At 64.3% G+C, this 23,531-nt stretch carries 19 protein-coding genes and 2 pseudogenes; 9 read left to right on the top strand and 12 right to left on the bottom strand.

Annotated features, from left to right (window positions below; all coding sequences use genetic code 11):
• From EN738_RS36190 to EN738_RS10350, 7 genes and pseudogenes are all read right to left on the bottom strand, one after another.
• Positions 1-95, bottom strand: a pseudogene (locus tag EN738_RS36190) (EamA family transporter); the annotation flags it as partial.
• Positions 92-673, bottom strand: coding sequence for a TetR/AcrR family transcriptional regulator (locus EN738_RS10375; protein ID WP_127283596.1), 582 nt, complete (start codon positions 671-673; stop codon positions 92-94). The gene EN738_RS10375 and the pseudogene EN738_RS36190, both read right to left, overlap by 4 nt.
• A 183-nt stretch (positions 674-856) precedes the next feature.
• Positions 857-1,471 (bottom strand): LysE family translocator, encoded by a 615-nt coding sequence (locus EN738_RS10370; RefSeq protein WP_127283595.1) that lies wholly within the window; start codon positions 1,469-1,471, stop codon positions 857-859.
• A 114-nt stretch (positions 1,472-1,585) separates the two neighbouring features.
• A complete protein-coding gene (locus EN738_RS10365; RefSeq protein ID WP_127283594.1) occupies positions 1,586-2,038 on the bottom strand; it encodes a hypothetical protein in 453 nt (150 codons plus the stop codon).
• Between the two features lie 192 nt (positions 2,039-2,230).
• A complete protein-coding gene (locus tag EN738_RS10360; protein WP_127283593.1) occupies positions 2,231-3,079 on the bottom strand; it encodes a 23S rRNA (adenine(2030)-N(6))-methyltransferase RlmJ in 849 nt (282 codons plus the stop codon).
• A gap of 7 nt (positions 3,080-3,086) precedes the next feature.
• The gene (locus tag EN738_RS10355; protein ID WP_127283592.1) at positions 3,087-3,710 is read right to left on the bottom strand and encodes a hypothetical protein; all 624 of its coding nucleotides are present in this window, start codon (positions 3,708-3,710) and stop codon (positions 3,087-3,089) included.
• A 16-nt stretch (positions 3,711-3,726) separates the two neighbouring features.
• Positions 3,727-4,422, bottom strand: coding sequence for a TetR/AcrR family transcriptional regulator (locus tag EN738_RS10350; protein ID WP_127283591.1), 696 nt, complete (start codon positions 4,420-4,422; stop codon positions 3,727-3,729).
• 85 nt (positions 4,423-4,507) lie between these two features.
• Here EN738_RS10350 and EN738_RS10345 point away from each other — a divergent pair, with 85 nt between their 5' ends.
• From EN738_RS10345 to galE, 3 genes are all read left to right on the top strand, one after another.
• Complete coding sequence (locus tag EN738_RS10345; RefSeq protein WP_187331187.1) at positions 4,508-4,987, top strand: carboxymuconolactone decarboxylase family protein; 480 nt, start codon at positions 4,508-4,510, stop codon at positions 4,985-4,987.
• Between the two features lie 935 nt (positions 4,988-5,922).
• Positions 5,923-6,951, top strand: a complete 1,029-nt coding sequence (locus tag EN738_RS10340) for a UDP-glucuronic acid decarboxylase family protein (RefSeq protein ID WP_245478165.1) — start codon at positions 5,923-5,925, stop codon at positions 6,949-6,951.
• Positions 6,948-8,033 carry a UDP-glucose 4-epimerase GalE gene (gene galE / locus EN738_RS10335; RefSeq protein ID WP_127283589.1) on the top strand — a complete coding sequence of 362 codons (1,086 nt, stop codon included), beginning with the start codon at positions 6,948-6,950 and terminating at the stop codon, positions 8,031-8,033. The genes EN738_RS10340 and galE overlap by 4 nt, the downstream gene beginning before the upstream one ends.
• 193 nt (positions 8,034-8,226) lie before the next feature.
• Here galE and EN738_RS10330 read toward each other — a convergent pair.
• Positions 8,227-8,693 (bottom strand): annotated as a pseudogene (locus tag EN738_RS10330) (DUF995 domain-containing protein).
• A gap of 430 nt (positions 8,694-9,123) precedes the next feature.
• Between EN738_RS10330 and EN738_RS10325 the strand changes: the two are divergent.
• The 3 genes from EN738_RS10325 (at position 9,124) to EN738_RS10315 (ending at position 12,166) form a co-directional block, all read left to right on the top strand.
• Complete coding sequence (locus EN738_RS10325; protein ID WP_127283588.1) at positions 9,124-10,050, top strand: lysylphosphatidylglycerol synthase domain-containing protein; 927 nt, start codon at positions 9,124-9,126, stop codon at positions 10,048-10,050.
• Positions 10,047-11,090 (top strand): glycosyltransferase family 2 protein, encoded by a 1,044-nt coding sequence (locus EN738_RS10320; RefSeq protein ID WP_127283587.1) that lies wholly within the window; start codon positions 10,047-10,049, stop codon positions 11,088-11,090. Before EN738_RS10325 ends, EN738_RS10320 begins: the two co-directional genes overlap by 4 nt.
• A 92-nt stretch (positions 11,091-11,182) precedes the next feature.
• Positions 11,183-12,166, top strand: a complete 984-nt coding sequence (locus EN738_RS10315) for an NAD-dependent epimerase/dehydratase family protein (RefSeq protein ID WP_127283586.1) — start codon at positions 11,183-11,185, stop codon at positions 12,164-12,166.
• 258 nt (positions 12,167-12,424) lie between these two features.
• On the opposite strand, the gene EN738_RS10310 is transcribed toward EN738_RS10315, so the two are convergent.
• From EN738_RS10310 to EN738_RS10300, 3 genes are all read right to left on the bottom strand, one after another.
• Entirely contained in the window at positions 12,425-14,869 is a 2,445-nt protein-coding gene (locus tag EN738_RS10310; RefSeq protein ID WP_127283585.1) for a sulfatase-like hydrolase/transferase, read from the bottom strand.
• A 234-nt stretch (positions 14,870-15,103) separates the two neighbouring features.
• Positions 15,104-15,844: a hypothetical protein gene (locus tag EN738_RS10305; RefSeq protein ID WP_127283584.1), complete on the bottom strand. Its 741-nt coding sequence runs from the start codon at positions 15,842-15,844 to the stop codon at positions 15,104-15,106.
• A 145-nt stretch (positions 15,845-15,989) separates the two neighbouring features.
• Positions 15,990-16,508 (bottom strand): hypothetical protein, encoded by a 519-nt coding sequence (locus tag EN738_RS10300; RefSeq protein WP_245493338.1) that lies wholly within the window; start codon positions 16,506-16,508, stop codon positions 15,990-15,992.
• 234 nt (positions 16,509-16,742) lie between these two features.
• Between EN738_RS10300 and EN738_RS10290 the strand changes: the two genes are divergently transcribed.
• Positions 16,743-19,412, top strand: coding sequence for a DUF6212 domain-containing protein (locus tag EN738_RS10290; RefSeq protein WP_189556515.1), 2,670 nt, complete (start codon positions 16,743-16,745; stop codon positions 19,410-19,412).
• A gap of 126 nt (positions 19,413-19,538) precedes the next feature.
• A complete protein-coding gene (locus EN738_RS10285; RefSeq protein WP_127283581.1) occupies positions 19,539-19,826 on the top strand; it encodes a hypothetical protein in 288 nt (95 codons plus the stop codon).
• Between the two features lie 28 nt (positions 19,827-19,854).
• Here the strand turns inward: EN738_RS10285 and EN738_RS10280 are convergent, their stop codons facing one another.
• Positions 19,855-20,859: a glycosyltransferase family 2 protein gene (locus EN738_RS10280; protein ID WP_127283580.1), complete on the bottom strand. Its 1,005-nt coding sequence runs from the start codon at positions 20,857-20,859 to the stop codon at positions 19,855-19,857.
• Positions 20,860-21,000: 141 nt separating this feature from the next.
• On the opposite strand from EN738_RS10280, the gene EN738_RS10275 reads away from it, so the two are divergent.
• The coding region (locus EN738_RS10275) for a glycosyltransferase (protein ID WP_127283579.1) at positions 21,001-23,531 on the top strand (2,531 nt) is incomplete at its 3' end.

The raw sequence follows: 23,531 nt of genomic DNA, 5'->3' as shown, positions 1-23,531 counted from the left end.
GTCCACAGCCTGTCGGCCCCCGTCCGCAGGAAGGCGTTCCAGCTGGCATGCAGGATGGCGGCGAACAGCGCCAGCCCGATGACCGCCGCGCTCATTGCCGCCCCCACGCGCCCGCGATGATGGCGGCCGCTGCCTTGCGGGCATTGCCGATGGCGGCGTCAGCCTCGCCCATCTGCGCCAGCAGCGTCGCCCCCTCGATGAGCATCAGCAGCGCCGCCGCGGCGCCCTCCGCCCGCTCCGGCGGCATCGTCTGCTCGAGGATCGCCTGCATGCGCGACCTCAGGCCATTCTTCTGGCGGGCGACGGCCTTGAACACCGGGTGGGCGGGATCGCCGAACTCGGCCAGCGCATGCGCGAACAGACAGCCATGGAAATCGGCGCTGCGGAACCAGCGCTCGTGCCAGTCGAGGATCGTCGCGATTTTTTGCCCGGGCGTCGCGGCTGCCGTCGCGAGCCGGTCGAGCTGGCGCTCGAAACGGCGGGCGCGATGATCCAGCACCGCGACGATCAACTCGTCCTTGCTCGGGAAATTCCGGTACATCGTCATCTTCGCGATGTCAGCCTCGGCGATGATCCGGTCGATGCCGGTGGCATGGAAGCCGTCGCGCTTGAACAGCGCATAGGCGGTGTCGACAACGTGCTGGCGTTTGGCCGAGGTGCGTGCGGGTGCCATGGCATCGCCCCGTGATGAGACAGGTCTCTCTCTTTTCTAGGACGTGAGCGTGCCTATGTCAACTGGCGAGTCGGCGCGATGGCTCGGAGACACAGACTATGGACTCACAGTTCGGGTCCGCGATGGCCAATCGCAGGCGAGCACCCGCCTTCCTGGGCCGGGAGCCGGCGGTCAGCGCTGCCCTTAGCGCGTGGCGACCACGGCCACGCCGGCGCCGATCATCGCGCCACCGGCGGCGCGATTCACGCGGCGCACGACGGCGGGCGTCCGCAGCAGGCCGCGGGCGCGGCCGGCGAGAAGCACATGCCCGCCGATGACCACCGCCTCGACGACCAGGATCACCATTGCCAGCACGCCGAGATGACCGGGTGCGAGCGATGCGCCGACCACGTTCGGCAGCAACGCCACATAGAACAACGGCATCTTCGGATTGCCGAGATTGAGCGCGACGCCGGTGGCGAAGGTCGCCAGCAGGCCCCGCCGGCCGGAGACGGGCTGCAGGTCGGGCACCACTGGCACGGCGGTCCACAGCCTGATGCCCATCCAGATCAGATAGGCCGCGCCGCCATAGCGCAGCATGGTCATGACGATCGCCATCTTGGCGGCGATGATCGACAGGCCGAAGGCGGCGAGCGCCAGGAAGATGAGGATGCCGACCACCGTGCCCAGGCCGTAAGCGATGCCCGACGCGGCGCCATTGGAGATGGTGCGGGCGACGATCGTCATATTGTCCGGACCGGGGCTCGCGGCAAAGACGAAGAAGGCCGCCGCGAAGGCAAGCAGGGTCGCAATGTCCATGAAGACTCCCGAGTGTGATCAATCGCTCTCGGGAGATCAGGTTAGCCGATTTGCCACGCGGCGAAACCCGGCAAAGCCGGAATCTTCGCTACGACAACCGCGCTTGCGCCTGGCTCAGCGCAGCACGCGGCAGCGGCCGTTATAGACCATCCAGCGGTCGAAGCCCGAAACGCAGAATTCGACATTGTCGCCGATCGAGGCAAAGCCCTGGCCTTCCTCGATCAGGTACCAGATGGTGCGGGCGCGGCCGTCGGACAGGCTGACCGTGGCGCCGCAATAGCGGCGGCCGATCGGCCATTCCTCGCTGGCCGGCAGGTAGCGGTGCTGGTGGATGCGGCTGAAATCGGTGATCGCGACATCGGGCAGATGCGGCACGTGGCGCACCTGATAGGCGAAGCGATTGGTGATCTTGTTCAGCACCCAGGCCTCGCCGCAGATGCCGCCGTCCTCCTCGGAATAGACGGCGAGGTCTGCGGCATGCGCCGTCTGGGTGAAGCCGAGCGACGTGGCCAGCGGCGTGCAGAACGAAATCAGGGCGGCAAGAGCGGAACGAGCGAAGCGAGTCATGGCAGCCTCTCAAGGTCGATTGCGCGCACTGTGCGGATTCGCCGCTCAACGGTCAAGCGGTTGCGCTGGCAATGGTTTCCAAGGCATGGCCAGCGGCATCGGCGGTCGATCGTCAGTCCTCACAAGGCACCGCGCGGCCGAAGCCGGCGACACTTTCCCGCTTGGCTAGCGCCGGCCCTGCATGGGGGCAAGCTACTCGCCCGCCAGCCAGTCAATCGTCCAGCGCGACGGCTGCGCGACCGCCATCGCCTTGTGCAGGGCCGGCAGCATCAGGCGCAACTCGCTTTCCAGCGTGAAGGGCGGGTTGACCACCACCATGCCGGTGCCGTCGAGGCTGGGCTCGGCTGATGCCGGCCGGATCTCGAAGCCGATGTCGAGCAGCTTGGGGATGCCGGCATTCCTCAGCGCTGCCCTGAAGGCAGCGACCGCCTTGCGGTCCTTGATCGGATACCAGAGCGCGTAGATGCCGCCCGGCCAGCGCCTGTGCGCTCTCGACAGCCCGTCGACGAGGCGGGCGAACTCCCCCTCCTCCTCGAAAGGCGGATCGACGAGCACCAGGCCGCGTTTCTCCTTCGGCGGCAGATGCGCGCCGAGCGCCAGCCAGCCGTCGAGTTCGATCACCCTGGTCTGGAAATCGCCGGCGAAGACTGCCTTGAGCCGCTCCGCGTCCTGCGGATGCAGTTCGATCGCCGTCAGCCGGTCCTGCTTGCGCAGCAAGTGCCTGGCGATCAGAGGCGAGCCGGGATAGTTCTTCACCCCGCCTTCGGGGTTCACGGCGCGAACGGCCTCGAGGTAGGGCGCCAGCAGGCCGGCGACCCTGGTATCCAGATCCGCGCCGACCAGCCGGCCGATGCCGCCCAGCCATTCGCCGGTCTTCTGCGCTTCAACCGACGACAGATCGTAGCGGCCGATGCCGGCATGCGTGTCGATGACGCGAAACGCCTTGTCCTTCTGCTTCAGATAGTCGAGCAGTCGCGTCAGCACGGCATGCTTGACGACATCGGCGAAATTGCCGGCGTGGTAGGCGTGGCGGTAATTCATGCCGGGCTCAATTCGACGTGCCGCCGCGGCCCCAGCGCGGCGGTGGTGGCTGCGAATTCGGGTTCTGCGGCCGGCCGCCGCGACCGCCGAACGCGAAGGAAAGCACCAGCCCGATCAAGCCGGCTGCCATCAGCGCATAGCCGGCCGGCCGCGCCCGCTCGTCGATCGCGCCGGCCTCTGCACGCAGCACGAGGTCCACCGCCCTGATCGGGATATCCTCGGCATCGCCCGGACCGACGGTGAAGAGATAGGGGCCGGCGCTGACCGTCTGGATCACGCCTGCCTCGTCGCGAAAGATCTTGTCCGGCGGTTGCGGGCTTGCCTGGCGCGGATTGTCGGAGTGGTTGAACTGGAGCGTCGAGGCGAGCGCGGTGCGACCGCCCGTGGCGGCGGTGAGCGTTAGCACGGTGCGCTGCTGCGAGACGATGCGTTCGGCCCGAGCGGTGAGATCCACCAGCACCCGCAGCGGCGCGTCGCGCGCGGCAAGCGGGATCGTCACCGGCCGGAAGCGGCCTTGCTCGTAGACCCGCCAGGTGCCGATCTCGTGGCCGGAGAAATTGCTCATCGCCCAGGGATAGAGGACGCCGATGGCGACGCCGGCGAGGAGAACAAGAACGAAGAGAAAGCGCATCGAGGGCCTTGGCTAGCTAATTGCTGTGGCCGCGATCGCTTCCAGCTTTTGCGGTCGCGGCCCGGGCACCATCGCGAATCCGCTCCATCTCGTCCAGCAGCATCTCCAGGCCGAGATCGAAGGTCTTGTCGAAACCGGTGGTGCCGAAATAGGCCCCGGCCGCCACGACGCTGGGAAAATCCCGCGCCATCTCCTCGCTGCTGACGGTGGTGACCGCCGACGGGCCCTTGGCATAGCCGGCGGTCTCGTCGAGGATCGCCCCCATCAGGTAATAGCCAGCGGCACGGAACAGCCGGGCGCTGAGCTCGGGCCCGAAGCCGCCCGCCTCGAACAGGCCGATGATGCTGTTCAGCTTGGCCAGACATGGCGGCGAGTTCATGCGGTAGACGACGATGAACGGCGCGAAGGCCGGATGCTCGGTCGCGACGCGGCGGAACTCCTGCATGCCGATGCGGACCCGTTCGCGCCAGGGCAGGCCGTCGCCGGGGATCACCAGCGCGTTCATCTGCCGGTCGACCAGCGCCTCATAGAGATGCGCCTGCGAAGGATAGTGATGATAGATGCTCATCGCCTCGCAGCCGAGCGCCGCGGCGAGTTTTCGCATCGAAAAGCCGGAAAGGCCCTCCCGTTCGATCACCTCGAAGGCGGCGTCCTCGATCATCTCGCGGGACAGCCGGCCGCGCGCTCGCTTTTTTTTGATCGATGAGTCCATGGCGTCGCTTGACAGCTTACACTGTAAGGTTCATTTTCTACCCTACCTTACATCGTAAGGCTAACAAACACCAGAGGAGAAAAACATGTCGGCCCGTCGCACGCTTTCGATCACACAGTCCTCCCTTCGCCTTGCCTCCGCATCCATGCTGGCTACCGCTTGCGCGCTGACCCTGACCCTGGCCTCGGCGCCCGCCCAGGCCGACGACTACGACGCCACCATCAAGGACATCCAGTCGACCATGGGCGGCGTGCCAAGCTTCGTGAAGCAGTTCCCGAAGGCCGGTCTGCCCGGCGCCTGGGCCGAGGTCAAGGCCATCGAGCTCAGCGACAAGACGGCGCTGCCGCCCAAGGTCAAGTCGCTGATCTCGCTGGCGGTCGCCGCCCAGATCCCGTGCAACTACTGTATATGGTCGGACACGCAGGACGCCAAGCGCGCCGGCGCCACCGACGAGGAGATCCAGGAGGCTGTGGCGATGGCTGCGCTAACCCGCCACTGGAGCACCATCTTCAACGGCATGCAGGTCGATTTCGAGCAGTTCAAGAAGGAAATGGGCGGCGAATAGGAGAGGAATGGGGCGGCGGGCAGCCCGCCGGCAGCAAGGATCTGGTTGATCGACAAGGCCCGTCATCGGCGGGCCTTGCTTGCTGCCGCCGATGGCTACCGCGCTCTTCCTCCAACTCGCGCGGCGCGGCATGCTGCGCCCTTCGGTCGCCGGATCAAGCCCGGCCGTTCAATGCATCCCAGAGTGGCAGACCTCACGCCGTTCCGGTTGAAACCGGGCCGCGGCGCCCGGATGACGGGCACGCCCGCCTGCCCGGCGAGATATGCGGCAGTCGCCGTCCGGCGCCGTCGCGCCTGTTTGCGATCCGGGCGAGTGCTGACAGAAATCGCGCCAACTCTTTACCGACATAGAACGGAGCCTGGTCAAGAAAACCTGTATTTCCCAAGATTGAGAAAAGCACATCCGCAGCGCACGGAAAGAAAGACACCCGCTGCATTTGCCGGTTCGATAAGTCGACACCTTCAAGTCCGCTGGCCCCTTCGCCAACAAGCTTTGCGAGGCTCCCAGAGAGCCTGCCTCGCCGGGGGCCGCAGCCGATTTCGCCCACCATTCCGGACCGGCAGGCAGCCCGATTCGTAAGGTGCATGATTAACCAATCACCAATGTATGAGGTTAACGGATCGCTAATTTAGTTGACTACAATCGCCATAGGTATATTTTTATATGCGTTGGGTGTGCAATTTGGGCGAGCAAGATCGGCGATGGTGGCAACCAGACGCGTGATCGCGATTCACGGGGCATAGCGGGCTGAGCGGCAACCAATAAGCCGTACGGCACTGCTCCCGCAAACTCAGACGTTTTTACGCACATCATGGGTGATGGCGCCTCGGCTTACGCTGAGGGTCGCTACTGTTTCGGGACTTGGTCGAGCAACGCTCTTGCTTGGCCGGGGTGGTGGTGCGCGTGCTGCGTAAGGGGGAGTCATGAGCAGGGTGATGAAGGTCGTGAAGCTCGACCCAAGGGGTGGTCGCAAGGGTGCCAATACCGATCGCGGCCGGGCGCTGGTCGCTGGCGGCGCCGGGTTCCTGGGTTCGCATCTGTGCGAGAGGCTGCTGCATGACGGATACGAAGTCGTCGTCCTCGACAACTTCCACACCGGAAAGCGCTACAACCTCAACGGCATGCATCGCGATCCGTTCTTCACCTGCATCAAGCACGACATCGTCGACGCCTTGCCGATGGATCTCGCCGTCGACGAGATATACAACCTCGCCTGCCCCGCCTCTCCGCCGCACTATCAGGCCGATCCGATCCATACATTCAAGACGAGCGTGCTGGGCTCCATCAACCTTCTGGAACTCGCCCGGCGGCACAATGCCAAGATCTTCCAGGCTTCGACGTCGGAGATCTATGGCGACCCGCTGGTGCACCCGCAGCCCGAAAGCTATTTCGGCAACGTCAACACGCATGGCCCGCGCTCCTGCTATGACGAGGGCAAGCGCTCGGCCGAGACGCTGTTCTTCGACTATTCGAGGACATACGGCATCGACGTGCGCGTCGCGCGCATCTTCAACACCTATGGCCGCCGCATGCAGCCCGATGACGGGCGGGTGGTGTCGAACTTCATCGTCCAGGCGCTGCGCGGCGAAGACATAACCGTCTACGGCAGCGGCATGCAGACGCGCTCGTTCTGCTACGTCGACGACCTCATCGAAGGCTTCATCCGGCTGATGAACGCCCCAACTTCGCCCGCCCATCCGGTCAATCTCGGCAACCCCGTCGAATTCACCATCATGGAACTGGCAGAGCTGGTCATCGACTATACGAATTCGCGCTCGCGGATCGTGCACCGGCCGCTGCCGGTCGACGACCCCAAGCAACGCAAGCCGGACATCTCCTTCGCCAGGCAGCATCTCGACTGGGAGCCGAAGATCAGCCTGAGAGAAGGGCTCGCCCATACCACGCAGTATTTCGACGCCTTGCTCGGCAGTCGCCGGCCCGTCAAGGAGGCTGTCACGTCATGAAACGCCGCCCGATCCTGGTGACAGGTGGGGCCGGATACATCGGCAGCCACACCTGCAAACTCCTGTCGGAGGCGGGCTACCTGCCGGTGGCGTACGACAATCTGAGCCGCGGCAATGAGGGGTCCGTAGCCTGGGGTCCTTTGATCGTCGGCGACGTCCGCGATCGTCGGACGCTCGAGCGGGCGATCACGACCCGCCGGCCGCAGGCGATCATCCATTTCGCAGCGCTGGCCTATGTCGGGGAGTCGGTCAGCGAACCGGCCGACTATTATTCGACCAACGTGGCGGGAACGATCGCGGTGCTCGACGCGGCGCGGGCAAACGGCATCGACAACATCATCTTTTCCTCGAGCTGCGCGACCTACGGCGTGCCGGCGTCGCTGCCGGTCAGCGAGACCTCGCCGCAGCGCCCGATCAGCCCCTATGGCCGCACCAAGCTGATGGGCGAAGAGATCATCCGCGACTATGCCTCGGCCTATGGCATGAAGTACGCGATCCTGCGCTATTTCAACGCCTGCGGCGCCGACCCGGACGGCGAGCTCGGTGAATGGCACACCCCCGAAACCCATCTCCTGCCCAGGGTGCTGATGGCTGCGTCCGGCATGATCGATGCGATCGAGGTCTTCGGCACCGACTACGACACGGCGGACGGCACCTGCGTGCGCGATTATATCCACGTCAGCGATCTTGCCCGTGCCCACCTGAAGGCGCTCATTCATCTGGAAGCGGGCGGCGACAGCCTGTCGGTCAATCTCGGCACCGGCCGCGGCGTTTCCATCAGGGAGATCCTGGAAACGGTCGCCCGGATGACGGCGCGACCGGTTCCGGTCGTCTACCGGCCGCGGCGTCCCGGCGATCCGGCCGAGCTCTATGCCGATCCGAGCCTGGCGCGCGAGCAACTGGGCTTCGTGGCGGAACTGTCCGACATCGACACCATCGTCAGGACGGCCGCGCCCTTCTTCGGTCTCGGCCCGGCAATGCCGGCGCCCGCAATTTCCGCTCCGGATCCCGTGACAGCGCCGCGCACTGCTGCGCGGGCACCGGTAAACACCAGCCCACAAGGCTGGCAGTCGTCCCTGTGAGTAATGTGTCGGGGCGTGGGCTCGCTGAGTTGGGTTGAAAACTCGCTCAGCGGGCCTCTTCTTTTTGCTGATTGCTGCGGTGGGCCGACCAGTGCCTGACGGTCACGGTTTCCACCGAAACGGAGAACCGCTCTATCTCTTGTTTTGTCGCAATTCCGGACGGAAAACCGCCTCACGCGTTTCCTGCAATTGCTTAGCCCTTGGGATCCACCAGCTTGCGGGCCGTTTCGAACTCTATGTTCTTGGCGTCGCCTTCCTGGAACTTCCGGTGCTCCCCGGAAGCATCGTCCGAAGCGTGCTTGAAGCTGTACCAGCCGCCGTCCGGATCCTTGCGCTGCTCGACGTTGCCGTCCTGGATGCGATGGCTGAAGCAGGTGCGGATCGGCGTCGCGGCATAGGCCGTGGACCGCCAGACGAGCTCCATGCACATCTTGCCGTTGCTGGTCAGCAGCCATCTGCCTTCGGCGAGGAGGTCGAATCCGGTCCGGCGGTCCAGGCACGCAAACGCCTGTCCTGCGCGAAATAGGCGGCTCCATCCTGCCAGTTCCACGTGCGGTCGGCGTAGAACAGCTGCATCTCGAACGCCGTCGGAACGGTGGCGGTCTGGGTAGGCGCTCGATCCTTCGCGGCGGCCGTGTGCGCAACGCCGGCAAGCGCCATTTCGCTGCAGGCGACGAGGGCGATCAGCAAGGCGTGCCGCGCAAGCGGCCGGCCCCTTCCGGCTCGTTGAATTGTCGGCATGATAGACGGTCGCATGTCGGTGTTCGCCTCCCCCATCCGGCGCCAACACGCACACGCAAGCCTTCGCCCCAAAGGCATCGCGGTTGCCGCCCCCGCCTGCTATTAACCGCGAGGCAAGGAGCGGTGTCAATCGCTGTTGCCCACGGATCCACGACACCGTCTCGACGGGCGGGACCAAGCTTGTGGATTTGAACAGGCTGCTGGTCTATAGGAGCAGCCGCCACCACAAGGAGCCGCGACCTTTGGGCTTAGGGGCCGCGGACAATCGGCAAGGAACCCGATGCCGGGCATCTCGGATCTTCCCGATGAGCCCACCGGAACGCGGCGGCGAAAGCCTGCGGAGAATTGGTTGAAACGAGCAATCTCGATAGTCGTTACCCTGGCGCTGCTGGCCTGGCTTGCCAGCGACGCGCGCTGGAAGATGGTGGGCGATGCCTTCGACCGCGTCACGCCAGCCACCTTCGTGGCTGTCGCCCTTACTCTGTTCGTTACCTATGGGCTGCGGGCGCTGCGCGTCTGCGACGAATTCCGCGACGAGGTGCATGGTCGTTTCGGCGCCTGCCTGCGCGTCATCCTGATCCACAATGCGATGATCAACGTCGTGCCCTTCCGCGGCGGCGAGACCGCCTTTCCGCTGCTTTTGCGCCAGGTCTTCGGCATCTCGATCATGCGCGCCAGCGCCTCGCTTTTGTGGTTCAGGCTGCAGGACGCCTTCGTCGTCGGCATCCTCGCTTGCCTGGTCTGGCCAGGGTTGCACCCGGCGCTGAGAGCCGCGGGGATCGCGGCGCTGATCGCCGCCGCCTGGTACCTGCCGCGCTGGGCGCGCGCGCCGCATGACTGGGACGGGCGGGGCCGGCTGGTGGCCAAGCTCGGCCGCATTCGCGACATCTTCACCGAAGCGACCGGACGCTCGCGCTATGGCTGGTGGTGGACGGTCGCCAACTGGGCGCTGAAGCTTTCCGTTCAGGCCTGGCTGCTGGCGCTGATGCTGGGGACATCCTTCACGACCGCCTTTCCGGGCGTGGTCGGCGCCGAGGGCGCCGCCATCTTGCCGGTGCAGGGCGTTGCCGGCTTCGGCACCTATGAGGCGGGCGCGGCGGCGGCGCTGCTCACCTCCGGCATCGCCATGAAGAGCGGCCTGCAGGCGGCGCTGGCGCTGCACCTGTTCATCTTCGGCTCGGCGATCGCCACCGGCGCGATCGCCTGGCTGTTCCCCTCCAAATCGACGCTGCCGGAAAGCCCGGCGGCGGAACCTGCAAGGAAGCCCTCGCTATGAGCCTGCTGCCCATCCCTGCGTCAGGTTTGCCCGACGGCGCGGTCATGCCGGAACATATGCTGTCGATCGTCGTGCCCATGTACAACGAGGCCGAGAATGTCGAGCCGCTGCTGGCGCGCATTCACCAGGCGATGGAGCACTATAGCCAGCCCTGGGAGGTCGTGCTCGTCGATGACGGCAGCACCGACGCGACGGCAAACGAAATCCGCCGCCTGGCGGCGCATTACGGGGCGCATGTGCATGCGGTCGAGCTGGTGCGCAACTACAAGCAGACCGCTGCCATGCAGGCAGGGCTCGATGCCGCGCGCGGCGACGTCATCGCCACCCTCGACGGCGACCTGCAGAACGATCCTTTCGACATACCGCGCATGGTCTATCGCCTGCTGACCGAGGACCTCGATCTCGTGGCCGGCTGGCGCAAGGACCGCCAGGAGGGCTTTTGGATGCGCCGGCTGCCCTCGCGCATCGCCAACAGGCTGATCGGGCGCGTCACCGGCGTGCGGCTGAAGGATTATGGCTGCAGCCTGAAGGTCTTCCGCGGCAGCGTCATCCGCAGCGTCCGGCTCTATGGCGAAATGCACCGCTTCATCCCGGCCTGGCTGGCGACGGTGACGACGCCGCGGCGCATCGCGCAGGAAGTGGTGACGCATCATGCGCGCATCTACGGCCAGTCCAAATACGGCATCTCGCGCACCTTCAGGGTCGTGCTCGACCTGGTGTTCATGTACTTCTTCATGCGTTACCGCACCCGGCCCGGACATTTCTTCGGCGGCATCGGCATCGTGCTCGGCGCGCTGGGTTCGCTTGTGCTTGCCTATCTCTTCTGCGTGAAACTGTTCCTCGGCCAGGACATCGGCACGCGCCCGATGCTGTTCGCCGGCTTCTTCCTGCTCATCGCCGGAGTGCAGATGGTGACGTCCGGCGTGCTGGCGGAAATGCTGGCGCGCGTCTATCACGAGGCGAACGGGGCGTCGGCCTATGTTGCGCGGCCGCGGCCGGATGAACAGGAAAGTGACGGCTGGCGTCGCCCGGCGTCATGATTTGACCGGACTTCCATGGAACTTGCGCCAGCAATGATCCCGCCAATACGCAGGCGCGGCAGTGCGCTTGCCGCCTCGCCGCAGGAGGTTCGATGTCGATAGTGGTGACCGGAGCCGCCGGCTTCATCGGCAGCCATGTCTGCCAGCGGCTGCTGGCGCGCGGCGACGATGTCATCGGCATCGACAATATGAACAGCTATTACGACCCGGCGCTGAAGGCGGCGCGGCTGGCGCGGCTTTCCGGCAGGAAAGCATTTTCGTTCCACCAGCTCGACATCGCCGAGCCGGGCGCCCTGGCGGCAGCGCTGGGCAAGCGGCCGGTGCGCGGCATCGTGCATCTGGCGGCGCAGGCGGGCGTGCGCTATTCGCTCGAAAATCCGCGCGCCTATATCCACGCCAACATCGCCGGGCAGCTCGAAATCCTGGAGCTCTGCCGGGCCTCCTCCGGGCTCAAGCATCTGGTCTATGCCTCGTCGAGCTCGGTCTATGGCGGCAACACGAAAGTGCCGTTCGCCGAGAGCGACCGCGTCGACGACCCGGTGTCGATTTACGCGGCGACGAAGAAGGCGGACGAGCTGATGAGCTCGACCTACGCGCATCTGTTCGGCCTGCCGCAGACGGGCCTGCGCTTCTTCACCGTCTATGGCCCGTGGGGCCGGCCAGACATGGCGAGCTGGATCTTCACCGAGGCGATGCTCGCCGGCAAGCCGATCCGCGTCTTCAACCATGGCGAGATGTGGCGTGACTTCACCTATATCGACGACATTGTCGAGGGCGTCGTCGCCGTCCTCGACAAGCCGCCCGCGTCCGACGGCCCGCGGCACAGGCTCTACAACATCGGCAACAGCCAGCCGGTGCATCTCGGCCGCTTCATCGACACGCTGGAGAGCCTGCTCGGCGTCAAGGCGATACGCGACAACCTGCCCCTGCAGCCCGGCGAGGTCGAAAAAACCTATGCCGACACCAGCGCGCTGGAGCGGGATTTCGGTTTCAGGCCGAAGGTGCGGATCGAGGAAGGCCTGCGGAAATTCGTCGACTGGTACCGGCAGGAATGGCGGCCGGAGGGCAAGAGGTAAGGCGCAAGGCCTGCGCCAGCCTCTCGCCCTCGGCTCGCGCCCCCCGGCGAAGGATCAGTGTCGCGAGCGGCGGCTTGAACGCCAGCCGCTCTTTTCCACTGCCCTTCCATATTAGTCGACGCTGATTAAAATTCGGGCAAGCGGCGTGGTGAGCACCGTCTTTCGCCATTGCGCCAGATATTGTTAAAATGCCACCTATTGGCTTTGCTGCCCGCCCTCGGAAGGCGGCGCGTCAACGCGGTACGCAGATCCTCGCTCCTACACGCATCCGTCGACGAAGGGACCGCCGACCCATAGCGAGCCGTTGTTGTACATGCTGGTGCCGCTGCCATCGGTGTAGCCGGTGGCCCGGTTGTCGATATGCAGCCTGCTGTTTGGGACCAACTGGCCGTTCACCTTAATGCTCTTGATGAACAGGTTGCGATCGCCTGGCTTGCCCTGCCCGGCCCACAGATCATTGGCAAAGCGAAGCTCGATCAAATGCGGACTGGCCACGGCGCTGAGGTCGACGAAGAATGGCTTCGCATCGGCCGACGCCGCCTGCAGCTCGGCGCCGATCTGGTCGGGCGTTATGGCCTTGCTTTGCACGCCCGAAACGTTGATCTGGGCGACGGGCTTGCCATCCACCAGGACATCCAGGCGCGGCGGTCCTTCGAACTCCGTGCCGGTGGCGTCGATCTCCAGGTTGGTGACGGTGCAGCGCGCAGTGTCTTTGGCCTCGGCAGCGACCAGATCGGCGACGCGCCGCCGCTGCGACTGCACCCATCCGGCGATTGGCTGCAGCAGCGCGTTGCGATCGCTGGCGTCGTTGAAGAGATTTGTCCGCTCGTCGGGATCGGCCTTGAGGTCGTACTGCTCGACCTTGCCGGTGGTCGCGTTGAAGACGACCTTGCGGTCGTCCTCGCGGTAGCCGAACAGGAAGCCAGCCCAGGGATTGAAGAAGAAGATCTTGTTCGGCCGCTGCTCGCTGAACAGGCTGCGCCCCTGCCACTGCTTGGGCAGCGGAAGACCGAGTATGTCGAGGATGGTCGGGGCGATGTCGACGATGCCGCCGACGGAATGTACGACCTGATCGTGGAAGAGATGCTTGTTGATCATGATCAGCGGGATGTGGACGTTCTCCTCATAGATCGCGCTGGCATGGACATAGTCGTCATGCTCGCCGAACGCCTCGCCATGATCGCCAAGGATCACGACCAACGTTGAATCGAGCTTGCCCGACTGCTTCAGCGACTCGAGGATTTCGCCAAGCGCCGTATCGCCGACCTTGAGGGCATTGAGGTAGGCATTGAATTTTTCGTCGTCCGAGTAGTGGACCAGCCCGGTGTGGGAGGACGGCGCCATCTTCGAGAACATCGGGCTATCGGTGATGTAGGGATAATGGGTCATCGCCGTGAACATGATGGCGAAGAAAGGATTGCCCTCGTCCTTGTTCATCCAGTCGATGGTCGACTGCGCCGTGCACAGATCACTGTTGTAATCCATATTCTTCCACTGCTCGGAACTGAGCTTGAAGGTGGGAGTGGCGCATTTCTGCCCGCGATAATCCTGGATCGTATCAAGCCCCTTGTTGAGCAGGAATTCGTCGACGCGCTGGAACCGGGAATCCGCGCTCCAGAAGAAGCCGGTGCGAAAGCTGTGCGCGGAAAGGATGTTGGAGATCGAGTCCAGCGGCAGATACGGATGCTGCATCGTCATGCCGTAGTATGAGATGTCGTTGTACATCGAGGTAAACAGAGAAAATAGCGAGTAGTGCGTGGAAGGGGCATGCGCATAGATGTTGTCAAAGCGCACGGAATCCGCCGCATAGCTTTTTATGTTTGGCGTGACGGGGTATTTACCGCCAAAGGTCTCGATATATTTGGATGGCACCGACTCCATCATGAAAATCAGCACGTTCTTGATCGGGTTCGGTACTGGCGCCTTGAAGCTCGAGGTTTCCGGCGGCCGCTCCGCGACGCTGGCAGTGTCGGGGTCATTGGCGCTGGCGTTCATCGTCAGGACCACCGGCGTCGGACTGAGCAGGGCCGATTCGACGAAATGCACGATCGGATTGTCGATCTTCGCCGCTGGCAGCGCTTCCGCATGCACGTGATAGGCCGTGCCGGCCAAGGCGCCGGCGACGCCCAGCACGAGCGTGGCCAGAAGGACCCTGTGACCGACGACACCGAGCCGCAGCCACAGTCTGGCCGCCGCGTAGCCTAGGACAAGCACCAGAAGGATGGACAACGACACGATGGCGACGTCCCTGGTGTTGAGCGCGTCGCCCATGGCGTTCCGGGCGTCGGCATTCTGCAGGAAGTCGCCATAGACCAGCCATTGGAAGGTGAACGGCTCGCCCAGCATCTTGACGAGATTTATGTTGGCAAAGCCCCAGCCCAGCGACACCAGGACGGCGAGGTAGAAAATGAAGCCGACAACAGCGCAGCCAAGCCGGCTGGCCTTGACCGGAAAAAGAAGGATCAAGGCCGTCACGGTCAGGGACGCCATGACGATCAGGTCGTAGTAGCTCGATGCCAGTCCCTTGGGCATGGACGCGACAAGGCCGCCAAGCGTCGTTTGCGGATCGACGATGACGCCCCGGTAGACGCCCAGAAGCAGCCACGACAACAAGCCTGTGCAAATGATCTGCAGGCTCATGCGCCGGAAGCGCGTGTCCCGCGACGACGCTGGCGGCTCGTTCGACACCATACGGCCGCTCACGGCAATGCCCTGCCCGGCGTGCCGGAACGGCTCGCCCAGCCCGTGCCGCCAATGACGCCGGCAATCGCGAAAACACTCATAGGACTATCCGCCGCCAGTTTGCGCTTCGGCCCAGCCACGGCCGAAAGCCTTCAAACCCCCATGACAGAATCGGTCCGAGCTAAAAAAGAGTCAACAAAATCAAGTATTCGTTAACCAAACTTGTCGTGAACTGGTTAACCGGACGCGTTGACCTCACCCGAACGCGTAGAGGGCTTCCGTGGAAATGGCCCTGAAGTAGGCGGTGAATTCCCAGTAATTCTCGATGCGCTCGGCGAACGGGCGCGATGGCGGCTTCAGGATGTCGGTCTCGAAACGGTCGAGGCGCTGAGAGCCGCCGAGATAGGCTATGATCGCGTTGCCGACCAGCGGATCGGCGATGTCGCTGTAGTGGATCGGGAAATAGGGCTGCCCGGTTTCGAACAGTACGGATTTGATCTTGGCCCGAAACAGGTTCAGTTCGTGGAGATAGGCATTGAAGCGGTCGATGTCGAAACGCACCTTTTTCCGGTAGTCGCCGGCGGGCAGCGGATCCGAGGCATGAACCGCCCAGACTCCGGACGCCTCCGCCTCGAGCAATGAAACGAACGACGCGACCGGGTTCCTGACGAGCCAGAGTTTCTTGACGCTCTGGTCTTCCAGAACCGGAAGAATGGCGGGGCGCGTCTGTTCGGGGAATATGTGGAAGCCGACAAAGCGGGCCGCCGGGTCGTCGAAAATCCGCGCTATGAATTGTTCTGGGTCGGCGTCGCGCATCTCGACGCCTTCACGCGGCAGGCTCAGCTTCTCGTGGTAGTCGCTGCGCAAGCCGACAAAGCCCGCGTTGAAGATCTCGCCATGCATCACCATCCCCTCATACTGGTTGAGATGGCGGTTGAGCGCTTGCGATCCTGTCCTTTGCGAGGCGAGAAGCACGAACTTTTGGCAAGACTGCATTCGCACCAGGCCCGTGACGAATAAGACGGCTTCGAAAATACACCAATGACTTCTTGGATCAAATGCGGGCAGCCGCGGGCATGAATCGGCTGTGGCGGGCCTGCGCCCGCCACCCGTCAATGCCTTTCAGTACTGGTTCGCAGGATCAGCCGCCACGCAGGCGCGTCGGGCCGAAGCTGGCAATGGTCGTGCCGCGCTGCTCGGAAGGACATGTCGGCAGAAAGCGGCTGGCATCCGCATATGTCATGGTCGCGATCGAACCCTTCAGTCCGCCGCGCTTGGCGATCCAGCCGCGAACCCAGCCCGGATAGTTCTTCATCATGAAATTGGCGGCGACCTGGTTGCCCCGCGCCCCTGCGCCATAGGGCAGGTGGAAGCCGAAAGACGCGCGCTGCGTGACGCACACCTTGCTCTTGGGCATCGACAGATAGAGCGTGCAGGCCGAGTCGCACGCACCGTTGAAACGCACGAAGGTGCCGCTGCGGCGCATCTTCAGCGCACGGATAGCATAGTCGATCACATAGCCGCCGCGGTCGCCGCTGATCGTCTTGACGTTGGCACTGCCGAGGTTGATGCGCGGCCGCAAAAGTTGGTCGGCGGAGCTCGCCGAGACCGTTGCGCCCATTACGACGAGCGCACCGAGAAACTTCATTGTCGTTTTCATTTGCGCCTCCTGATATGCCGTCATGACTAGCCAGGAGCCGTAAAGATTGCTTATGCCGGGTCGCTAAAGTTGTAACAGTCGATTGTTTGCACAGTCATTTTAGCACCTGCTTGACGAGTTGGTTTACCGATGGCGCAAAAGCATGATCACCGAAAAGTAAACCTGACGCGGGCATAATGGCGGGTGGACCGCGTCGCGAAGGGCGCTGTCGGCGGGACCGAACAGGGAATTTCGATGGTCGTTGGTGGCAAGGAGCTGGGGCCGGTGGAGCCGGAAGGCAAGCCTCGCCGCGTCTGCGTCGTGACGAGCGTGATCGGCCGTCGCGGCGAGGACGATGCTGCCATGCCCGAGCTGGCCAGGCTCTTCGCCGGAGACGGCGACGACGTCACCCTGGTTTGGGTGCCGGGCCCGGACGCGCCGTCTTCCGAGGTGGTGGCGACACACCGCGGCGAGTTGGAGGCGGCCTCCATCCGGCTGCAGGTCCTCGACCGATCGGATCAGCTGCTTCCTTGGCTGGCGACGCCCGAGAGCCGGTCGGCCGCCCTGCTGCACTACCTGGAGCGGTCCGGCCATGACCTGGTCTATGCGCCGCTCGAAGGCGGATTGCCCTACTTCACCTTGCTCGCGGCCGAGACGGCGGCGTTCGCCGCACCGCCCATCGTGGCCGTCGCCCATGCCCCCAGCGAGTGGGCCGATGAAGCCGACAAGGCGTTCATGGACACGACCGAGGCGATTGCCGTCGCCCATATGGAAAAATACTGCGCCGAGATGGCCGACAGCACGGTCTGTGCGTCGGCCGCCCTGCGAAAATGGATGTTGTCGCGGGGCTGGAAGGTCAGGAAGGCGACAGTGGCGCCGCTGCTGCGCGATCCGCGCGACGCGGCCGGCGCACGCACGCCGATTGCCAGGAAAAGCGCGAGCGAACTCGTCGTCCTCGCCGGGTGGCGGGTTCGCGATGGCCTGACGCTGCTCTGCGATGCGCTGGACACCCTCGCGCCGACCGCGCCCGAAGGCCTTACGGTCACCGCGTTCGGCCCGTTCGGAAGGATCATGGGCGAGCATAGCGGCGGACTGCTTCTGCGGCGCGCCGAGCGATGGCCGTTCAAGCTCAACCTTTTGCCGGACGCCGACCTGAACGCAAGGCTCGACCACGCCGCGCGGACCGGGGGGCTCGCTGTCGTTCCCGCGCGGGCGGCATCGACCGGCGGGGTCGTCGCTGCCTGCATCGCGGCGGGGTTGCCGGTCGTTGCGACCAATGTTGGCGCGAACGCCGAGGCCTGGATCGCCGAGGCCGGTCAGCCCGGGCTGGTCGATCCCGATCCCGCCGCGCTGGCGCGGGCGATTTCGGCCGCGCTCGACAGCCCGCCACGCCCCCAGCGGATCGTGCGCCAAAATCGCCAGGCCTGGTTGGATACGCGCGAAGCGCCGCGCAAGCGGACCCGCAGGGGCGCCGGCCCATCGCCGCTGGTTTCGATCGTCATGGCCCATCGCAATCGGCCGCTCTATCTGAAACAGGCGATCGCGGCGATCGAAGCGCAGACTTACCGGGATCTCGAGCTGGTGCTGGTCGACGATGGCAGCGACCAGGACGGGGCCAGGCGATTGCTGGATGCGCTGGAACCGGACTTCCGCCGGCGCGGATGGAAGATCCTGCGCCGGCCGCACCGGCATCTCGGCGCGGCGCGAAACGCCGGCGTTCGCGCCGCCAAGGGCGAGTTGATCCTGTTCGCGGACGACGACAACGCATTGTTCCCGGAGGCGGTGGACCATTTCGTGCGCGCCATGGCAGCAACGGGCGCGGACATCTGCACGGCGTTCCAGCTGATCTTCTACGAGGACGTCGTGCCGGAGAAGCGGGCCGACGGGCTGATCCAGTATCTGCCGCTCGGCGGCCCCGACGCGCTCGGCCTGATCCACAACGTCTATGGCGACGCCAATGCGATGGTGCGCCGGTCGGTCTTCTCGCGGATCGGATTCCTGGTCGAAGAGCCTGGCTACGCCGTGCACGACTGGGAATTCTTTGCGCGAGCCTCGCTTGCCGGGCTGAAGATCAGGCCGATCCCGAAGCCGCTCTACTGGTACCGCTCGAAACCGGATAGCATGTTCCGGACATCGAACTGGTACGATAATCGCCGCCCTGTCCTGGAGACATTTGGCTCCGGCCAGTTCGATGGCGCCGGGCCGCTCTACCAGCTCGCCATCGCCCAGAACACGACGCGATCCGAACTGGAAAGCGCGCGCGAAAACCTGAGGTACACACCCGCCTATCGAGACTATCTGGAGCTCTGCGATCTCGAGCCGAACAGCGATGTGGCCCTGAAGAAACTGGCGGGCATTGCCGGCTCGATCGGCCGTCCCGAGACCGTGGCCGGCCTGCTTGGACGGCCTGCCACCATGGCCGTTGATGCCCCCGGTCGTCCGCGCGACGGCGGCGGTTCAACCACCCTCGCCTACGAAGTGCTGCGGAGCGCCAGGTTGCTGACGCCACGCGCCTCGGCCCTGCCACTGTTGCTTGTCGCGCCGGATGGTGGCGGCGTGTTCCTGCGCCCGCACGCGGACGGCGTCGTCGCGGCCTCGCTTGATCTCCATTTTCCGCCCTTCTTTCGAAGGGTGGAGGCAACGGTCGAGATCGCGCATGCCGACGCGTCGGCATTGGACTTCGCGCTTGCGCTTGCCCGCCCCGATCAAACCATAGACTGGCAGGGGGATATCGCCTCCCAGACCTTTGCCTTCTCAGGCTGGACGACCGTCGAGGAAAAATTCGTGCGCCACTCGCTGGTGGCGGCGCTTCGCGCGCGGCGCAAAATGCCGCTCTCGATCGCGCTTGCGGTTCGTTTCGCGGGAAGGCCGAATGGTTCGCCGACCAATGCCTTCTTTCGGCAGCTTGTATTGTTCAGCGACTAGCGCCTTCGCGGCGGATTCGGACGTTAACCTTGCGCCAGGATGGGGCACGGCACACCCGCAGTTATGGTTGACAAAATGCTAACAAAACAATAAATTCAATATGGTGCGTGGTGAAAGGGGTTAGTTATGCGTAAGATCCAATCGCTACTGTTGGGTGGGCTTAGTATTCTTGGTGTAAGCGTCGCTTTCTCGGGCGCGGCGCAGGCGCAATTCGAAGTCGGGGTCAAGGAGGCCGAGCTCGCATGTGAGCAGGCCCTCAGGATCGGCACGATCGAGGCGCTCGAGGACTATCTGCATCGCTATCCGAATGCTCCGACGGCATGCAAAGCGCTTGCTTTGAACAGCCTGGCGCAGTTCGGTCCGGATGGCGACGGCGGAGATCATGGAGAGGGTGGCGGCGGCTACGGCGGATAAGTCCCGCCGCAGTTTCCAGTTCGCTATGTCAGGTGGCCGTGCCTTGGCGCGGCCCGACGGCGTTTGCGACGAACTCGGCGTAGCGATCCGAGGTTTTCATCCAGCCGAGGTCCACAAGCTGCGCGGCGTCGTGATAGCGAACGGAGCGATGGTTCCGGAGCGACAGTTTCGGATTGCGCTCCAGCGCCTCCATGTAGGCGGCGCGCTCCTCGAGCGTCTTTTCCTTAAGCTGCGTGTTCTCGCTCAGCGACGACGCTGATTTCTGGCGGAAGCCCCAGACGAATTTGAAGTGCAGCAGCGCGACGCGGAGTTCGCTGAACCGGACCTTGCTGATCGTGTGCTGCGCCACGTGATAGTGCCTGCCCCGCTCCCATCGCACGATCGGAACCTTGCTCAGGCACGGTGGAAAAGTCTGCTTGAACCGGCCGTGCCAGAAGACGCGCTCCCGCACGCCGCCGAACATCTGCTGCGGCGGATACAAGCCGTCACGCGCACGCAGCCAACCCGGTTCCGGATCGAAGTAAGGTGAGGCCTCGATAAGCGGGATCTTGCCGTCATAGCTGCACTCGGCCAATGGGCCGTCGGCGTACATGTCGATCATGGAGCCGATCACCGCTTCCGAGCCGGTCGCGTCGAGATAGGCGCAGAGCCGGTGCAGATCCACCCGCTCGAAATCCGGGTAGACGAGCAGTTCGTCGGCGTCGATCGACAGACACCAATGGCCGGTGCCGAAGACGTTCATCAGCGTGTTGATCCATCGCGGTGGATCGATGTTTTCGGCGAAATGCGATCCCTCGGTGTGGAAGCAATGGCTGTCCGCCTGCTCCAATATCAGTTCGCGCGTACCGTCGGTGGAGCCGTTGTCCAGGAAGAAAAACCGATCGACGCCAAGGCCGCGATAGTGATCGAGAAGCTTGGGCAGCAGCGTCGCTTCGTTGCGCAGTCCGACAAAGCACAGGATCTCGCCTGCGGCCACGTCGATCGGCCGCTCGTCGAGTCGCGCGAGGTGTTTTGGGGATTGCAGGCCAACCATCGGAACGTCATCAATCCGGTTACGCGAACGCGCGGGAGCGCTATTGTGAGCCGCAAAACAATTATCAAAGTATTATCCAACTGTTGGCAAGACTGTTTCGAGCGCGGCGGCAGGCTGACAGTGGACCGATAGGGGGACCGATTGAGCGTTGGTTCGAAGGCGGGCACGACGCCCAAAGGCAAGCGGCAGGCAAGCCGGAAGCCGCGCAATGTATGCATCGTTTCGGAGGTCGAATTCGGCTCGACAGTGACCGCCGATCCCGGGTCGGCGACCTACGCGCTGGCACAGCATCTGGCGGCGACCGGCGATACGGTGACGCTGCTCTGGGTGCCAAGCCCCACAGGCAGCCAGCCGGACGAGCAGGAGATCGCCAGGCTCGGCAAATGGTGTTTCGACAATTTCCTGGTGCGGCTCGAATTGTTGCCGCCATCGCCCGAATTGCTGCGTGGGTACGATTCGAGCGACAAGCATTCCGTGGCCGTCTACCACTATCTCAAGCAGAACGCGTTCGATGTCGTCTATTTCGCGCTCGAAGGCGGACTGGCGCATTTCCCGACCGTTGCCAAGCGGACCGGCGTCTTTCCCGATCCTCCCGCCATCGTCGTGCTTGCCCACGAACCGCTGATGTGGAAGCTGCAGGCGAACGGTCGGGCGGTCGAGCGCAAGGAGCAGATGACCGTCGCGCATATGGAACGGATTTCGGCCGAGACCTGCGACCATCTCGTCGTCACCGGCCAGTCGCTGCTCGACTGGATGACCAAGGCAGGGTGGAAGCTGCCGGCCAGCCGCCATGTTGCCGCTCCGCTGGTGCCGGAGGAATGGCGTTCGAACTTCCACTCCGATCATTATCGGCCGCGACAGCGGCTGACCACGGAAGTGGTTCATTTCTCGGGGACCGAGGCGCGCGGCGGCCTGACGCTGTTTTGCGATGCGCTCGACCGTCTTGCCGACAGCGGCATCACCGATCTGGCGGTGACTGTCGTCGGCGCCTTCGGGCATGTGCTTGGCGAGCATTCGGGCGGCATGATCGTGCGGCGCGCGCAGCAATGGCCGTTCAAGCTCAAGCTGCTGCCGATTCGCGACGAGCCGGACATTTTCAGGTATCTGCGGCAGAGCCATGCGCTGGTGGCGATCACCCATGCGGCGGCACAGCTGCCGATGGATGTGGTGGCCTGCATCGACGAGGAGATCCCGTTCGTCGCCACCGATGTCGGCAGCGTACGCGACATGCTGCAGCCCAAGTCGGCCGATGCCGTCCTGATGGCGCCTGCCGCTTCCGCCATCGCGGCCAAAATCGCGACGGTGCTGGAAAACCGCTCGATCGTCGCGGCGAAGCCGATGCATGGGCGCGAGGCCCGCGCCAAGGCCTGGAGCCGGCTGCACGAGAAATTCGGCCGCGAACCGCGCAAGGCCGCGAGCCCGCGCCGCAGCCGGCCGCCGCTGGTTTCGATCATCACCGCGCACTACAACCGGGCGCAGCTGTTGCCGCAGGCGATCGCCTCGGTTCGCCGCCAGGACTATCCGAACATCGAATTGGTCGTCGTCGACGACGGCAGCACCGATCCGGACGCGGTTCGGCTGCTGGCGGAACTGGAACCGGAGTTCGAGCAGCGCGGCTGGCGGATCATCCGGCAAAAGAACGGCTTCCTCGGCAAGGCGCGCAACACCGGCATCCGCGCCGCCAAGGGTTCGCTGATCCTGTTCCTGGACGACGACAATGCGCTGTTCCCAAACGCCGTCAGCACGCTTGTCGCCGGCATGCAGAACTCCGGCGCCGATATATGCACGACCTTTGCCAAGTGGCTCAACGAGCCCTTCCTGCCGCCGGATACCAAGAGCGGCTACATGCTCTATTTCCCGGTCGGCGGCCCCACCGACATCGCCCTGATCACCAATCCCTATGGCGATGCCAATGCGATGTTCCGGCGCGAGGTGTTCGACAAGATCGGCTACCTCAACGAAGAGCGCGGTTTTTCCGCCAGCGATTGGGAATTCTTCCTACGCGCCGACCTCGCCGGCCTGGAGGTCGTTACCGTGCCGGAGCCGCTCTATTGGTACCGGTCGGCGCCGACAGGCATGAACCGGAATGCCGAGTGGCTGAGGAACCGCAGGCCGATCATCGAGGTCTTCCGCAAGCACAAATTCGCGCGAACGGACATGTTCGTGCAGCTCGGCATCAGCTCGAACACGGCCAGCCACGAGAAGGACCTCAACCTCTGGAATCTGGAATTGCGGGTCAAGGACGAGCGGTATCTGAGGCTGAGCGCGGGTTCCGCCAATGCCCCGGACGCGATGCAGCTGCTGGCCGAGATCGCGGCCCGCGAAGGCCGGGCGGACACCGCGATTTCGCTGCTCGCCCATGCGGGGCGATCCGACTTTACGCTTGGCGTGGTCGACATGCTCAAGGCAGCCGCCGACGAAACCGTGCCGGAACTGCATTCCTCGCTCTATCGCGAGCACTACCTTTCCGTCGAGCCGCTGCGCCTGGCGCATGTCGGTTCACATCCGGATGCCGATGCCAATCCGCTGAGCTATGTCGAACAATCGCCGGATCAGCTGTTTCTCGAAGCCAAGGGCGGCAACATCACCATGGCCTTGCTGAAGGGCGTCTGCCCGCCGGGTGCTATCGGCGCGAGCTGCTGGGTCTATCTCGACGAGGACCTGACCGAGCC

The sequence above is a fragment of the Mesorhizobium sp. M4B.F.Ca.ET.017.02.2.1 genome (assembly GCF_003998955.1).
GTDB lineage: Bacteria > Pseudomonadota > Alphaproteobacteria > Rhizobiales > Rhizobiaceae > Mesorhizobium > Mesorhizobium abyssinicae.
This window is presented reverse-complemented; position numbering and strand designations above follow the sequence as displayed.

Coding starts and splice junctions, on each gene's coding strand:
- EN738_RS10370 (WP_127283595.1), bottom strand. CDS start 1,471: ATGGACATTGCGACCCTGCTTGCCTTCGCGGCGGCCTTCTTCGTCTTT.
- EN738_RS10315 (WP_127283586.1), top strand. CDS start 11,183: ATGTCGATAGTGGTGACCGGAGCCGCCGGCTTCATCGGCAGCCATGTC.
- EN738_RS10280 (WP_127283580.1), bottom strand. CDS start 20,859: ATGGTTGGCCTGCAATCCCCAAAACACCTCGCGCGACTCGACGAGCGG.
- EN738_RS10345 (WP_187331187.1), top strand. CDS start 4,508: ATGTCGGCCCGTCGCACGCTTTCGATCACACAGTCCTCCCTTCGCCTT.
- EN738_RS10375 (WP_127283596.1), bottom strand. CDS start 673: ATGGCACCCGCACGCACCTCGGCCAAACGCCAGCACGTTGTCGACACC.
- EN738_RS10340 (WP_245478165.1), top strand. CDS start 5,923: ATGAAGGTCGTGAAGCTCGACCCAAGGGGTGGTCGCAAGGGTGCCAAT.
- EN738_RS10290 (WP_189556515.1), top strand. CDS start 16,743: ATGGTCGTTGGTGGCAAGGAGCTGGGGCCGGTGGAGCCGGAAGGCAAG.
- galE (WP_127283589.1), top strand. CDS start 6,948: ATGAAACGCCGCCCGATCCTGGTGACAGGTGGGGCCGGATACATCGGC.
- EN738_RS10300 (WP_245493338.1), bottom strand. CDS start 16,508: ATGAAAACGACAATGAAGTTTCTCGGTGCGCTCGTCGTAATGGGCGCA.
- EN738_RS10365 (WP_127283594.1), bottom strand. CDS start 2,038: ATGACTCGCTTCGCTCGTTCCGCTCTTGCCGCCCTGATTTCGTTCTGC.
- EN738_RS10305 (WP_127283584.1), bottom strand. CDS start 15,844: ATGCAGTCTTGCCAAAAGTTCGTGCTTCTCGCCTCGCAAAGGACAGGA.
- EN738_RS10360 (WP_127283593.1), bottom strand. CDS start 3,079: ATGAATTACCGCCACGCCTACCACGCCGGCAATTTCGCCGATGTCGTC.
- EN738_RS10285 (WP_127283581.1), top strand. CDS start 19,539: ATGCGTAAGATCCAATCGCTACTGTTGGGTGGGCTTAGTATTCTTGGT.
- EN738_RS10320 (WP_127283587.1), top strand. CDS start 10,047: ATGAGCCTGCTGCCCATCCCTGCGTCAGGTTTGCCCGACGGCGCGGTC.
- EN738_RS10350 (WP_127283591.1), bottom strand. CDS start 4,422: ATGGACTCATCGATCAAAAAAAAGCGAGCGCGCGGCCGGCTGTCCCGC.
- EN738_RS10355 (WP_127283592.1), bottom strand. CDS start 3,710: ATGCGCTTTCTCTTCGTTCTTGTTCTCCTCGCCGGCGTCGCCATCGGC.